The organism is Streptomyces sp. NPDC048411, from assembly GCF_040704695.1.
Lineage (GTDB): Bacteria > Actinomycetota > Actinomycetes > Streptomycetales > Streptomycetaceae > Streptomyces.
Map to the genome: position 1 here is coordinate 1 of NZ_JBEZKL010000001.1, position 13,766 is coordinate 13,766.

Here is a 13,766-nt window from a genome sequence, read left to right on the forward strand (position 1 = left end):
GATCCCGGCGGAGAGCGTGCGACCCGCCCGGATTGCACCCGTGGCATCCATCACAGTGATCTGATCTGACCAGATCACTCAGAAAGCAACGCACCCGTCATCGGAAACATGTCCCGCGACCAGACTCAAGAAAAGATGCAGGTCAGAGAACGTTTCGGGCGCTGCTACCAGGCGCAGAGCGTCAAACGAGCGTCACGACGAAGACCAGGATGACACTCCCCGAGACGCACCTGCACTACCGGGCCACCACCAGGCCGTGTGAAGTTCCCCCCGAAGTTCCCCCATGGGGCTGGACAGCCCCATGGGGGAACTTCGCCTCGCTGGTCACGACCTACGTCAACGCCAGCGGCGCGCTCGGCCCCTGCCTGGCCCATCCGCGGCCCCTGCTCGTCGGTGCCGCGATGACAGCAGCCACCGCGGTGTGCGGGGCGTCGTTTCTGCTGGGGCACGCGGCCGGCACGACACTGCGGCTGGACCGGGGCGGACGTTGATCTCTCGCACTGGCCTGCGGAATGAGCGACAGCAGCGCGGGCGCCGTACTGATCACGGCGGCGATGCCGGACAAGCCGTACCTGCTCATGCCCGTCCTGGCCTACGGAATCGTCCAGAAGAGCCTTGCCGGACTCGTGGTTCGCCAGCCCGCCCCGTCATGACCGGGCGTCGCCCAGAGATCAACTGTTGTTGTCAGCTGCAGGGACGCGTTTGGTCGTGGTCGCCGGTGAGGTTCCGGTCGCCGAACCGCTCCAGGATGACGGCGGTTAGCCCGTTGTCGGCGATGCGGCCGTCCTCCAGGACGTGAACCGCGTCGGTGTAGCGGGCGACCAGGTGGTGCTCGTGGGACACCACCACCAGGGTCATCTGGTGTTCGGCGCGCAGGCGGGTAAGAAGATCCATGATGCTGGCGGCGGTGTAGGCGTCGAGGGCGGAGGTGACCTCGTCGCAGAGCAGGATGTCGGGCCCCGCGGCCAACGCGCGGGCGATGGAGACGCGCTGGCGCTGCCCGCCGGACAGTTCGCCCGGGTAGCGGTCGGCGTAGGCGGCGGGGAGGTCGACCTGGGCAAGGAGTTCGGAGACGCGCTCGGGGCGGACGCTCTTGCGTAGGTCTGCGTGAAGACGCAAGGGGCGAGCCAGCTGCTGGCCGACGGTGTGCCGGGGGTTGAGCGCGGCCAGCGGGTCCTGCGGCACGAGTTGGATGCGCCGCTGTTGTTCCCGGGTACGGCGCTGCACGCGTGAGGCCAGCGGGCGGCCGTCGAGGGCGAGGTGCCCGGTGTGGGTGGGGTGGATTCCGGCCATCACGCGCAGCAGGGTGGTCTTGCCGGATCCGGAGGGCCCGATGATGGCAGTGGCTGAGCCGGGTGCCGCGGTGAACGCGACATCGCGCAGGACGGGACGCTGCCGTCGGCCGTCGCGGAAGAAGGCATCAATCGTGTGGGCTGCGATGCCGTCACCAACAGTGTGGTCGTCTGCGCCGGTTGCCGCGATGGTGGGCTCGCCCGCACGCGTATGCGGCAGGGGAGGTGTCTTCGCGGTGAGCCGGATGGTGTGGTCTGCGCAGGTTTCGACGAGGTGCGGGTCGTGGGTGGCGATGACGACAGCGAGGTTGCGGCTGGCGGCGAGATGGCGTAGCAGCTGGGCGATCTCGTCGCGCACCGCGTTGTCGAGTCCGGCGGTGGGCTCGTCCAGGAGGAGGAGCTTGGGGGCGCGGGCGAGGGCGCGGGCGAGGGCGACCCGGCGTTGCTGTCCGCCGGACAGGGCGGTGGGCCTGCGGCCGGCGATCCCCGTGTCCACGGGCAGGCGGCACTCTGCCAGCAGCTCCAGAACCTTTTCCTCGCCCGGGTCGATGGCTAGTTCGGCGACCAGACGGCGCGCGGTCATGCGCGGGTTGAGGGCGGACCCGGGGTCCTGGCCGACGTAGGCGACCGTGGTGCGGCGGAGCGTGCGCAGTTCCTCGGCCGGCAGCTGGTGCGGGGTGCGGCCAAGGACGTCGAGGCTGCCGGTGACGGCGGCGCATGGGGGAAGGTGGCCGATGAGCGCGCGCAGCAGGGTGGTCTTGCCGGAGCCGGAGGCGCCCATGAGGGCAGTGACCTGTCCGGCGTGGATCTGTGCGGTCGTCTCGGGCAGCAGGACGGGGCCGTCGGGCAACCGTATGGCGAGGCCGGACACGGAGGCGACTGGCGTGTGGGACACGGTGGTTGAGGTGGGGGCAGGGGCGAGGTCGCTCATGAGCGGGTCACCGCCTTCGCTGTGGTGTCGGGGGCCAGGGAGAGCGTGACCAGGTTGACGGTGATGGCCAGCAGCGCGATGGCCAGGCTGGGTGCGATGACGGCCCAGGGGTTGAGGAGGATGCCGGAGGCGTTCTCACGGACCATCAGCGACCAGTCCGAGGCGGGCGGCTGGGGCCCTATCTGCAGGAATCCGGCCATGGAGATGACGTAGACGGCCTCGACGAACCGGAGTCCGAACAGGGTGAGGATGGTGGCGCGGAGATTGGGCAGGATCTCGCGCAGTGCGATGTGCAGGGTGGACTCCCCGCGGGCCAGGGCTGCTTCGACGTAGCCGGCCGTGGCGAGCGGGGCTGCGGCAGCGGCGACGACCCGCACCGCGTACGGGGTGCCGAGGATGATGGCGGCGGCGATCACCGCCCAGCGTCCGCCGCCGGGCCAGGCAAGGGCGATGAGCATGATGCCCAGCAGCGGCGGCAGGAGGATCGCCACGTCCGCGCTGCGTTCGACCGCACGGCCCAGCCCGGGCCGCAGCACCGCGAGGCAGCCGATCAGCATGGCGGCCACGGTGGTGACGAGGGCGACGAGCAGGGCACCGACGATCAGGAGGGTGCCGCCGTGCAGGACACGGCTGAGCACGTCGCGGCCTAGCTGGTCTCCGCCCAGCAGTGCGCCGTCGCCGGGGGTGGCGAACGGTGCGGTGACGGGGGTGTCGATGGTGTGCGGGGCGATCAGCGGCCCAGCGAGCGCGAGTAGCAGCGGCAGGGCTGCTACGACCACGAGTGTCGTGGTCTTGGCCCTGCGGGAGGGCCGGCGTGCGGCCACGGGCAGGGCGGCGGTCATGAGCGGACTCCCAGGATGGCGTAGCGGATGAGGTCGGCGGCCAGCAGCACGAGACTGATGACGGCACCTGCACACATGACGACTCCGGCGATCAGCGGCGTGTCCCGTGCGGCGACCGCGCCGACCAGGACGCTGCCGATACCGGGGTAGTTGAACACGGTCTCCACCACGACCGCCCCGCCGAACAGCAGACCGGTGGAAGTGGCGATGCCGGTGGCAATGGCCGGAACGGCGCCGGGCAGCTGGTGGCGCAGCAGAATCCGGCGCAGCGGCAGGCCGTCGAAGTGCGCGGCCTCGACGTGCGGGGTGAAAGCCTGGTCGGCCAGAGCACCGCGCACGACGCGGGTGTTCCACCCGGTCTGCGGGATGACCAGGGCGAGCACCGGCATGATCAGCATGGTCCAGGTAGCGGGCCTGCCGTCGCCGCCGGTCACCGTGACCGCGGGCAGCCAGCCCGTCCACAGGGACAGCACCAGCAGCAGCACGGCAGAGACCACGAACTCGGGCACCGCGAACGCGGCTGTCGAGGCGTGGGAGATGACCCGGTCGCCCAGACGGCCGGGCCGGGCGGCGGCCCAGCAGCCCAGCAGCAGCGACAGCACCACGGTGATCACGAACGCGGTCACCGCGAGGACCAGGGTGTTGGGCAGCGGGTCGGCGAGCAGGTCGGTGACCTTCTGCCCGCGGGCCGAGGTGCCGAGGTCGCCGGTGGGCAGTGCGCTCATCCAGTCGGCGAACCGCTCCCACACGGGCCGGTCCAGGCCCAGCAGGTGACGACGCTCGGCGAGGTCTGCCGCGCTCTCCCCACGCTCGGATGCGGCGCTGGCCGCGTCCCCCGGCAGCAGTTCGACCGCCGCGAACACCAGCGCGAGCAGCACGACGAGCATCAGCACCCGGCGTGCGACCATCCCCGCGACACGCACGGCGGCAGTCCCCGCCCGGCGCGCGGTGGCCGCTCCCGCAGTGGGAGCGGCCACCGGGCCGGTCTTGGCCGTCTGGCTCAACGCAGCCACACGCCTTCGAGCTGGACGCGGCCGTAGCCGGGCAGCTTGGGCAGGTTCTGCACCTTGGCCGCGGCCAGGTCGATACCGTCGGCCATACCCCACAGCAGGTAGCCGGAGCGGTCGTGCTCGATCTGCTGGAGGTCCTTCAGCGCGGCGGCACGCTTCTTCGGGTCGCTGCTGCTGATGGCCTTGCGGTAGGCGGCGTCGAACCCGGCATCGTCCCAGCCGGCCTCGTTCTGGCCCGCCTCGCTGACCATGGTCTTGGAGGCGAAGAACACGACCGAGTCGTTCGTACCCCAGTAGCTGGTGTAGAAGTCGCCGGACTTCCAGGTCTTCTCCCAGAACGCGCCGGATTCCTGCTTGACGACCTTGATCTTGATGCCGGCCTCGCGGGCCTGGTTGGCGAAAAGGGTCGCGGAGTCTGCCAGGCCGGAGATGTCCTCGGTGGTGACCAGCTCGTAGGTTTTGGACAGGTCGAAGCCCGCGTCCCTCAGCAGCTGCTTGGCCTTGGCGAGGTCCCTCTCGCGCTGAGGGATGTCCTTGGCGAAGTCCACGTCGCCGGTACCCAGGATGTCGTTGGCGACGGTGCCGTACCCGGACAGAACCTGCTTGACCATCGCCTCGCGGTCCACGACCAGGCGCATCGCCTCCCGCACCCGCACGTCCGCGAACGGACTGCCCTTGGCGGTGCGCATCACGATCGGCATCGCCATGTCGTTGGGGCGGCGCAGCACTTGGACGTCGTTGCGGGACTTGGCGGTACGCGCGGCCACCGCGCCGGCATTCGAGGCGAGGTCGATCTGCCCGGCCAGCAGGGCGTTCGTCATCGCTTGGGGGGTTTCGAACATCGTGACCTCGATCGCGTCGAGGTACACGTCCGGGCCGTACCACTTGTCGTTGCGCACCAGGCGGGCGTTGCCGCCCCTGAACCAGTCCAGCTTGAACGGGCCGGTGCCGGGCGCCTTGGCGATGTCCGCGTCCTTGGTGTCCTTCTTCATCACGAAGGACGAGAACCGGGTCATGAGGGGGAAGTCGGCGTTGGCGTAGTCGGATACGACCACGACCGTGTCCGTGCCCTTGGCGCTGATGTTCTTGGCCTGGATGCCGGGCAGGCGTGCCGCGCCGGAGGGGGTGTTGCGCAGCCGCTTCAGCGACCACACCACGTCCTCAGCGGTCACGGGTGTGCCGTCGTGGAAGACCGCGCCCTTGGCTATCTTGAACGTCCAGGTCTTCAGGTCCGCCGACGGCTCCCATGATGCGGCAAGCCGTGGAGCGGTGTTGGTCTTGGCGCCCGGGACGGTGAGGGTGTCGAAGACGAGCGCGAGGATCAGGTAGTCGCTCTCGTTGGCCTGGGTGCCGTGTGGGTCACGGGTGATCGCGCTCGCATGCCCCAGTGCCCCGACGCGCAGCGTGCCTCCGGTGCGGGGCTTACCGGTGGCACCAGAGCCCGCGGTGCCCTTGGAGTTCTCACTGCCGCCACTGCAGGCTGTGAGAAGTCCGGCCACTCCGATGCCGGTGCCGGCCCACAGCAGCTGTCGTCTGGTGACGCCCACGTCTGATCCTCGTCTCAGATGATTACTTGGTCGTTCTTAGGGTTACCTAACCGAAGTCAGCCAGACTCCGCAAGCCACCCCCCCCCCGGCTCCGAGCACCGCCAGACTCGATCGCCTTGCCCTCAAAGCGCCTGGCCAGGGGTCAATTGACGGCTCATCAGATCGCTGCGAAACGGCCATGAACGGGACTGCGTTGATGCAGTTGATCAAATTAGTTAGGGTTGCCTTACCTGAGCGGCGTTGTTACGTTCGCGGTGTCCGGCGGCGCCCCGAGCCGCGCAGCGCCTGACCTTTCGCGTTCCCTTGCCCCGCTTTCGAGCCGGTACGGCGATGCCGCATGCCCGTGCTCTGTTCCGCCCCGCCCTGGAAGGTGCCACCGTGCCCACCTGCCCTGCCCCGGTACGCCCTGTCGACGATGCTGCCGCAGCCGAGCTGACCACCCTCGCGGCGAAGCTGCTGGCCGACCACAGCTCGGCCACCTCTCCCGAACTGCTCGCTGCCCTCCCTGGCGCGTGTGCTCAACTCTCCGACGCAGTCCGGCATGCGCTGCGGCCTGTGGACACCGCCGACGGGCTGTTCGTCCTGCGCGGCCTGCACCTGGATGACACCGAACTCGGCCCCACCCCCGGCCACTGGTCGAGCGTCGGCGACGCCGGCGCGCTCTGGGACGTGATCCTGCTGCTCGTCTCCACGCTGACGGGCACGCCGATCGCCTGGGACGGCCAGCAGGGCGGCCGGTTCGTCCACAACATCGTTCCCTCGCCCGGACACGAGAGCGAGCAGACCGGATCCTCCAGCGATGTGCTGCTCACCCCGCACACCGAGGACGCCTTCCACCCCGGCCGCGCCCACCTCCTCCTGCTGTGCTGCATGCGCAACCACGACAACATCGCCACCACTGCGGCCAGCATCCGCCGCACCGCCCTCACGCAGGCGGACGTGGAACAGCTCAAGCGCCCGGTCGTGCCGATCCTGCCCGACGACGCCTACGAGGACGCCCAGCAGTTCGCCGGACGCCCCGCCCCGGTACCGACCCTGTTCGACACCTCCGAGGGTCTGACCATGCGGTTTGACCCCGCCTACACCCCGCTGGAGGAGGCCGAAGTCGAGTGGCACGAGGCGTACCGGCGGCTGGAGGGCGAACTGGGCCGTGTCTCGGTCGCGGTGAGCCTGGAACCGGGCGATGTCCTGGTCGTGGACAACGACATCGTCGTCCACGGGCGGGTGCCCTTCACGGCCCGCTACGACGGGACGGATCGCTGGCTCAAGCGCGCCTCTGTCCGCGTCGAGGGCCGTCCGACCCGCCCCCTGGCCGAACGCGACGAGCACGGCTACGGGCAGGCCGCCCTGACCGCCTGGGCCGTCTGATCAGCCTGCACCACCTGCCGCTCCACCACTTCGAAAGGGCCTTTCATGGACCGGGACGACACCACCCTGCGCGTACTGTCCACCAGCGACCTCGCCGGTCTGGACATCTCCCTGACCGACGTCGTCGACACCGTCGAACAGGCTTACCGCACCCTGGCGGCAGGCAAGTCGGACAACCCGCGCAAGCTCACCGTCAAGCCCGCCGACGGCCACTCCGTCTCGTACGCGATGCTCGGCCGCGACGGCGTCCGCAACGTCGTCGCGATCAAGACCTCGTACAAGCACGGATTGGCCGAGAGCCGCGAGAGGCAGCACTACTACACGACCCTGACCATCTACGACGACATCACCGGCCTGCCAGTCGCGATGATGGACTGCTCCCGCATCGGATCCCTGCGCACACCGGCCGTCTCCGCGCTGCTGGCCCGCGAATGCGCCGCCCCGGATGCCTCGACCGCGCTGGTGATCGGCACCGGCACCCAAGGCCGACTCGCCCTGCCGTTCCTGCTGACCTCCCTGCCGAAGCTGGACCGCCTGCTGCTGTCGGGCACCCACCCCGACGGCATCGCCGCCGTCCGCGCCGAACTTGCCCGCCACTTCCCCGACCGTGACGTGGAACTGGTCAGCGACCTCAAGGCCGCCGCCCGCCAAGCCGATGTGGTCGTCGCGACCGCCGGCGCCCACACGCCCGCCGCCATCGAAGCCGACTGGCTGCGGCCTGGCGCGACGGCGATCCTCGTCGGCCACGGCCTGGCTCCCTCCACCCTGCACCGCGCCGACCGGGTCATCGCCACGAGCGAGGCTCAGATGCAGGTCACCGGCACCGACATGGCCGACGCCGACGGCAACCTGCCCGCCGTGGACCTGGAGCTTCCGGTCATCATCGGGGGGGTCTCCAAGGCCCGCACCACAGCCGAGCAGCGCATCTTCGCGTACAACAGCGGCCTGGTCGTCACCGACATCACCCTGGGGCACCGTTTCGCGCAGCTCGCCCTCGAACAGGGCCTCGGAACGGAGATATCGCTGTGGAAGTAGCCTCTGCCCCCGCCTGGCCGACGCTTCCCTCCCTGCCCAGCCCGGGCACAATTCCGGTCGTCACCAGTGGACTTGCAGCCGAACTCGCCTACGCGTTGGGCGGCCCGTTCCACTTCCTGCTCCCCGATGCCTTCACCGCCAACCTCATCGCCATGCAGGACGCCCTCGCCGACGCCGGGGTGGACGGTTTCGTCTACTACGCGAAGAAGGCCAACAAGGCAGCCGTCTTCGTCGACCGCGCCGCCACCGGCGGAGCGGGCGTCGACGTCGCCTCCACCGCCGAACTGCGCGAAGCTCTCGGCCACGGTGTCCGCGGCGAACACCTCATGGTGACCGGCCCGGCCAAGGACCCCGTCCTGTTGCGCCTGGCCGTCACGCACAGCGCGACCATCGCCGTGGACGCCCTCGACGAGCTCGATCAGGTGATCTCCCTGGCGCTGACGGGCCGCGTGCGGCCAGCCCGTGTGCTGCTGCGCGCCCTGCCCGATGCCCAGCCGCACTCCCGGTTCGGGATGAGCGAGGGCGAACTGACCACCGCACTCAAGCGTTGCCTGGAGGCCGGGGACGCGATCCGGATGGAGGGCTTCAGCTTCCACCTGTCCGGCTACGCCCTACAGCCCCGCGCGGACCTCGCCGCCCGCCTGGTCGACCTGTGCCTCCCGCCCGGCTCCAGGGCCTGGAGGCCAGCCGGATCTCCATCGGCGGCGGCCTGCCCATCAGCTATACCGACGCCGACAGCTGGCACGCCTTCCTCGCCGCGCAGCGTCCCGCCCACTACCACGCCGGCAAGGCGTTCAAGACCGGCGACTTCTACCCGTACCACTCGCCTGTGGCCGGCGCGGACGCCCTGGCGGCCCTGCTGGCGACCCGCCCGGAGAACACCGACAGCACGCTGGCGGACCTGATCAGGGACGCCGGGCTAGAGCTGCTCCTCGAACCCGGCCGCGCACTGCTCGACCAGGCCGGCGCCACCGTGTTCCGCATCCAAGGCGTCAAGGACCGCGACGGCTATCAGCTCCTGACGGTCGACGGCACCAGCCTGAGCCTGTCCGAGCAGTGGTTCAACAGCGAATACCTCCCCGACCCGCAGCTGATCCCCCAGGAGCAGGACGCCCCCACCGGGGTGTTCCCGGCCAGCGTGGGCGCCGCGACCTGCCTGGAATCGGACATGCTCACCTGGCGCAAGATCCCCTTCGCGCACCCGCCGCGCGTGGGTGACCTGCTGCTCTACCCGAACACGGCCGGCTACCAGATGGACTCCAACGAGTCCCCCTTCCACGACCTGCCGCTGCCGCCCAAGGTCGTCATCGACCACATCGACCGGCCCCGGCCGCGCTGGCGGCTGGACCGCCACTTCACCTGATCACCAGTACCGGCACAGCCGTCGTCTTGCCGTCCCCCCTCACAGGAGTCTTCTGATGCCCGGAGCCCTTCAGCGGCCCGCCGTGGTCTCCCGCATATCCGACCTGATCGGCTACACCCCCCTGCTGGAACTGGCCACCACCGAGACCGGCAGCCGCCTGCTGCTGAAGCTGGAGATGTTCAATCCCACCGGCACTGCGAAGATCCGCATGGCCCGCGCCATGATCGACGCCGCCGAAACCGCCGGCGACCTGCGTACCGGAGGCCGGATCATCGAATCCACGTCCGGCAACACCGGACTTGGCCTCTCCGTCATCGCCGCAGAACGCGGCTACACCTTCACCGCCGTCGTCGACAACCACGCCGCCGCCGACAAACTGCGCGCCATGAAGGCGCTGGGCGCCGAACTCGTCTACGTCGACGCCGACAGCGACGGCGACGAACTCCACACCGCCGCCCGCGAAGAACTCGCCGAGAACATGGCCCGCGGCCAGGACAACACCATCTTCACCGAACAGCACAACAACCCGGCCAACGGCGTCGGTTACTTCCCCGTCGCCCACGAACTCGCTGAAGCCCTGGACGGCCGCCTCGACATCCTCATCGGCGCTGTCGGCACCGGCGGCGGCCTGTGCGGCACAGGCCGCGAACTAGCCAAGTTCATCACCGACTTCACTGTCATCGGCGTTGAGCCCAAGGGCTCGATCGCTTTCGGCGGCACCGCCCACGACTACTACCAGTCCGGCACCGGCACCCCCGAAGGCGCCGAGATCGGCGCCCTGGTCGACTTCGACCTCATCGACGAAGGCGTCAAGGTCGGCGACATCGAAGCCTTCGCCACCTGCCGCGCCGTGGCCCGCACCGGCCTGCTCATCGGCGGCTCCGCAGGCGGAGTCGTCCACGAAGCCCTGACCCGCCTTCCCTTGCTCCCGCCGGGCACCACTATGGTCGCCCTGATCAACGACGGAGGGGAGAAATACATGGACACCGTCTTCAACGACGACTGGATGGCCGAACACCACCTCCTCAGCCCCGACGCCGAACGCGGAGTCGAAGAACAGCTCACCAAGCTTCGCAGGAACCGGTAACCACCCATGCTGACCGCCCTCCTCCGCGACAGCCGCGCACTCGGAGCCCTCGCCGTCCCCCTCATCCTCACCCAGCTCGCGCAGGTCGCCCTGACGACCACCGACACCGTGATGATGGGCCTGCTGGGCACCACCGAACTCGCAGCCGGCGGCCTCGCCATCGTCATCTTCAACCAGATCCGCACCATGGGCGTCGGCCTGGTCACCTCCGTCGGCAACCAGATCGCCGCGGCAGCCGCCCGAGCCGAACAGGCCACACCAGGCGCGGACGACAACAGCACGGAGGAGGTCCGGGGCATCGTCCGGGCCAGCATGACCGTCGCCACCCTGGCCGGCGTCGCCGGGGCGCTCGTCATGATCCTCATCGGACAGGCCCTGTCCCTGCTCGGCCAGGACGCCGACGTCGTCGACCTCGCCCAGACGATGCTCTACGCCCTTGCTCCCGGCCTGCTGCCCTGCCTGTGGTTCCAGGCCATCCGTCAGTTCACCGTCGGCATGCGCCGCCCCCAGGCGCTCCTCCAGATCACCCTCGCCTCCATCGCCGTGAACGCCGGACTCAACTGGGCCTTCATCCACGGCACCTTCGGCCTGCCCCGGCTCGGCCTGACCGGCGTCGGCATCGCCACCTCCAGCGTCTACCTGCTGTCCTTCCTCGCCCTCTACCTGGCCGCGAAGCGAGACAGCGAACTGGCACCGCTCCTCACCCTGGATATCACCCGCGCTGACGTCGCCACCGTCAAACGCCTCTTCGGCCTGGGCATCCCCATCGCGGCCACATACGGATCCGAAGCCGGATTCTTCTCCGTCACCGCGCTCATGGCCGGATCCTTCGGCCCCGACGCGCTCGCCGCGCACACGGCTGTCAACCAGCTCGTCTCCATCGTCTTCCAGGTCGCCGTCGGCCTCTCCCACGCCGCGTCCATCAACGTCAGCCGCGAACTCGCCCTCGGCAACCACGACGGTGCCCGCCGCATCAAGAACACCGCCCTGGCCTGCGCCGGCGCCGTCATGACCCTGGTCGGAATCGTCTACCTCACCCTGCCCCGTCTCGTCCTCGCCCCGTTCCTCGAAACCGGCTCCGACGAGGCCCTCAGCATCGCCACCCACCTGCTGATCGTCACGACGTTCCTGCAGTTCTTCGACTGCACCCAGAACATCGGCGTCGGACTCCTGCGCGGACTGGACGACACCAAGAGCGGCTTCCGCATCACCCTGATCGGCTACTGGGCCGTCGGACTGCCCGCCGCCTGGCTCTTCGCCAACGCCCTGGGCCTCGACACAGTCGGGATCTGGCTCGGACTCCTCACCGGCCTCGCCACAACCGCACTGCTCCTCCTTCGCCGCTACAACGCCGCACTGAACGCCACGCATCCCCAGCCAACCCCCACCGCGGCCTGACCACCGACCCCCGGCACCACACAGCCGCCGGCCCCGCGCGGGGGTGCCGCTCGGTGTCCCGGGTGCCGTATCGAAGCTCGCGTCGCGCCCCACGACAGCTGACGACCCACACCTTCACATCGACCGGGTCCTCGCGGCAGGTCAAAGGAGCGCGGTAGTCGACGACGGACTGGCTGACCACCATCCTGGAGATCCTCGAGAACCTCGCCAACAGACAGGAAGTTGGCCTACGGCTCCCGGCGAAGGCATTTTGGCGCCGCAGCTCTCGACTTCCGGGCACTTCCCCGTAGTCGAAGAGCAGCCCGACCAGCGGCGGAGATGGCCTGACATCCCATCAGAACGAGCGTCAAATGAGCGTCAAGACACCTCTGAGAGCGTCATATGAGCGTCAAAAATTAGCCCGTAACGCCCACAGTGCACATCATGCGCACCGAATGAAACCGCAGGTCAACGGCCCTTTTCGGTAGGCTCCAGAATCGCGACGCACTCCACATGATGCGTCATCGGGAACAGATCGAACGCCCGCAGAGTCCGCACCTTGTAGCCGCCCTCCCGGAAGTACGCCAGGTCGCGGGCGAGTGCCGCCGGGTCGCAGGCGACGTAGGCGATGCGGCGGGCGCCGAGGCCGGTCAGGTGCTTCACCGTCTGCTTGCCCGCGCCCGCGCGCGGCGGGTCGAGGACGATCAGGTCGCACTCGGTGATGCCGGTGCGGGGCAGGACCTGCTCGACCTTGCCGTGCTCGATGCGGACCCGGTCGAGGTCCTGGAGGTTGTGGCGGGCGTCCTCCACAGCGCGCTTGCCGGACTCGATGCCGAGAACCGCGCCCTTCTCGCCGATGCGCTGGCCGAGGGCGCCGGCGAACAGGCCGACGCCGCAGTAGAGGTCGAGGGCCATGTCGTTCTTGCGCGGCAGCAGGCCCTGCATGACGGCTCGGACGAGCGTGTTGGCGGCCTGCGGGTGGACCTGCCAGAAGCCACCGGAGCCGACGCGGTACGTGCGGTCGTCGGCGCGTTCGCGGACGAAGCCGCGGCCGTGGACCCGGTGGATGCCGCCGTCGCGCTCGTCGACGCGCAGCACCGAGACCGGCTTGTCGAGCTCGACGAGCGGCAGCCGGGCGCCGGGCTTCGGGGTGAGGATGACCTGGCGGTCGTTGGAGCCGGTGGCGGTGATGGCTTCCACCGAGGCCATGCCGGTCCAGTCGCGCTTCTCGATGCCGAGTTCGGAGACTCCGGGCGCCGCGATCATGCAGTGCTCGATCGGTTCGACGTCGTGCGAGCGGTGCTTGCGCAGGCCGGCCCGGCCGTTCTCGTCGATGGCGTACTGGACGCGGGTGCGCCACGCGGGCACCTCGCCCTTGGGAAGCTTGTCGCCCTCGGCCGGCATGACGGTGCCGTCCCAGCCTGCCTCTTCGGGGGTGAGGCCCGCGAGGCGCTGGAGCTGTTCGGCGATGACCTCGCCCTTGAGCCGCCGCTGGGCGCCCGGCTTGGCGTGCTGCCAGTCGCAGCCGCCGCACTTGCCGGGGCCGGCGTACGGGCAGGGGGCCTCGACGCGGTCCTTGGACGGTTCGATGATCGTGACGGCGTCGGCCCGCAGGAAGCGGGAGTCCTTCGTGCCGTCGGTGACCCGCGCGACGACCTTCTCGCCGGGGAGGGTGTGCCGCACGAAGAGGACCTGGCCCTCCGAGGTGCGGGCGATGCAGTGGCCGCCGTGGGCGACGGGGCCCACCTCGACCTCGTACTCCTCGCCGATCAGCGAATTCTCGGTCTGTGAGTCCCCGGTCTGCGAGTCCTCGGCCGGCGACGAGGTGGATTCGTTCTGCATGAGGGGGTGGCTCCAGAGATCAAAGGAAAAACGGCCGGACAACAACCCACAAGTCTACGCGGGTGGCGTCCG

At 69.5% G+C, this 13,766-nt stretch carries 13 protein-coding genes; 8 read left to right on the forward strand and 5 right to left on the reverse strand.

Going from position 1 to position 13,766, the window contains the following annotated elements:
• Positions 1–209 precede the first annotated feature (209 nt).
• Both AB0915_RS00005 and AB0915_RS00010 read left to right on the forward strand, forming a co-directional pair.
• Complete coding sequence (locus AB0915_RS00005; protein ID WP_366688888.1) at positions 210–491, forward strand: hypothetical protein; 282 nt, start codon at positions 210–212, stop codon at positions 489–491.
• A gap of 21 nt (positions 492–512) precedes the next feature.
• On the forward strand, positions 513–653 hold the full coding sequence (locus AB0915_RS00010) for a hypothetical protein (RefSeq protein WP_366688889.1): 141 nt from the start codon (positions 513–515) through the stop codon (positions 651–653).
• 31 nt (positions 654–684) lie between these two features.
• Here the strand turns inward: AB0915_RS00010 and AB0915_RS00015 are convergent, their stop codons facing one another.
• The 4 genes from AB0915_RS00015 to AB0915_RS00030 are packed head-to-tail and all read right to left on the reverse strand — an operon-like array spanning position 685 to position 5,622.
• The gene (locus tag AB0915_RS00015) at positions 685–2,187 is read right to left on the reverse strand and encodes an ATP-binding cassette domain-containing protein (RefSeq protein WP_366688890.1); all 1,503 of its coding nucleotides are present in this window, start codon (positions 2,185–2,187) and stop codon (positions 685–687) included.
• A gap of 32 nt (positions 2,188–2,219) precedes the next feature.
• Positions 2,220–3,065, reverse strand: coding sequence for an ABC transporter permease subunit (locus AB0915_RS00020; RefSeq protein WP_366688891.1), 846 nt, complete (start codon positions 3,063–3,065; stop codon positions 2,220–2,222).
• Positions 3,062–4,069, reverse strand: a complete 1,008-nt coding sequence (locus tag AB0915_RS00025) for an ABC transporter permease (protein WP_366688892.1) — start codon at positions 4,067–4,069, stop codon at positions 3,062–3,064. The genes AB0915_RS00020 and AB0915_RS00025 overlap by 4 nt, the downstream gene beginning before the upstream one ends.
• Positions 4,066–5,622 (reverse strand): ABC transporter substrate-binding protein, encoded by a 1,557-nt coding sequence (locus AB0915_RS00030; protein ID WP_366688893.1) that lies wholly within the window; start codon positions 5,620–5,622, stop codon positions 4,066–4,068. The genes AB0915_RS00025 and AB0915_RS00030 overlap by 4 nt, the downstream gene beginning before the upstream one ends.
• Before the next feature lie 378 nt (positions 5,623–6,000).
• Between AB0915_RS00030 and AB0915_RS00035 the strand changes: the two genes are divergently transcribed.
• Genes AB0915_RS00035 through AB0915_RS00060 form a run of 6 tightly spaced genes read left to right on the forward strand, consistent with a single transcriptional unit; the run spans position 6,001 to position 11,873 of the window.
• Positions 6,001–6,990 (forward strand): TauD/TfdA family dioxygenase, encoded by a 990-nt coding sequence (locus AB0915_RS00035; protein ID WP_366688894.1) that lies wholly within the window; start codon positions 6,001–6,003, stop codon positions 6,988–6,990.
• A gap of 45 nt (positions 6,991–7,035) precedes the next feature.
• Positions 7,036–8,025 (forward strand): ornithine cyclodeaminase family protein, encoded by a 990-nt coding sequence (locus AB0915_RS00040; protein WP_366688895.1) that lies wholly within the window; start codon positions 7,036–7,038, stop codon positions 8,023–8,025.
• Entirely contained in the window at positions 8,016–8,930 is a 915-nt protein-coding gene (locus AB0915_RS00045) for a hypothetical protein (protein WP_366688896.1), read from the forward strand. The genes AB0915_RS00040 and AB0915_RS00045 overlap by 10 nt, the downstream gene beginning before the upstream one ends.
• Complete coding sequence (locus AB0915_RS00050; RefSeq protein WP_366688897.1) at positions 8,855–9,388, forward strand: hypothetical protein; 534 nt, start codon at positions 8,855–8,857, stop codon at positions 9,386–9,388. The genes AB0915_RS00045 and AB0915_RS00050 overlap by 76 nt, the downstream gene beginning before the upstream one ends.
• 55 nt (positions 9,389–9,443) lie before the next feature.
• On the forward strand, positions 9,444–10,475 hold the full coding sequence (locus tag AB0915_RS00055) for a cysteine synthase family protein (protein ID WP_366688898.1): 1,032 nt from the start codon (positions 9,444–9,446) through the stop codon (positions 10,473–10,475).
• Positions 10,476–10,481: 6 nt separating this feature from the next.
• On the forward strand, positions 10,482–11,873 hold the full coding sequence (locus AB0915_RS00060; RefSeq protein ID WP_366688899.1) for an MATE family efflux transporter: 1,392 nt from the start codon (positions 10,482–10,484) through the stop codon (positions 11,871–11,873).
• 447 nt (positions 11,874–12,320) lie between these two features.
• On the opposite strand, the gene AB0915_RS00065 is transcribed toward AB0915_RS00060, so the two are convergent.
• Entirely contained in the window at positions 12,321–13,694 is a 1,374-nt protein-coding gene (locus tag AB0915_RS00065; protein ID WP_366688900.1) for a class I SAM-dependent RNA methyltransferase, read from the reverse strand.
• Positions 13,695–13,766: the final 72 nt, after the last annotated feature.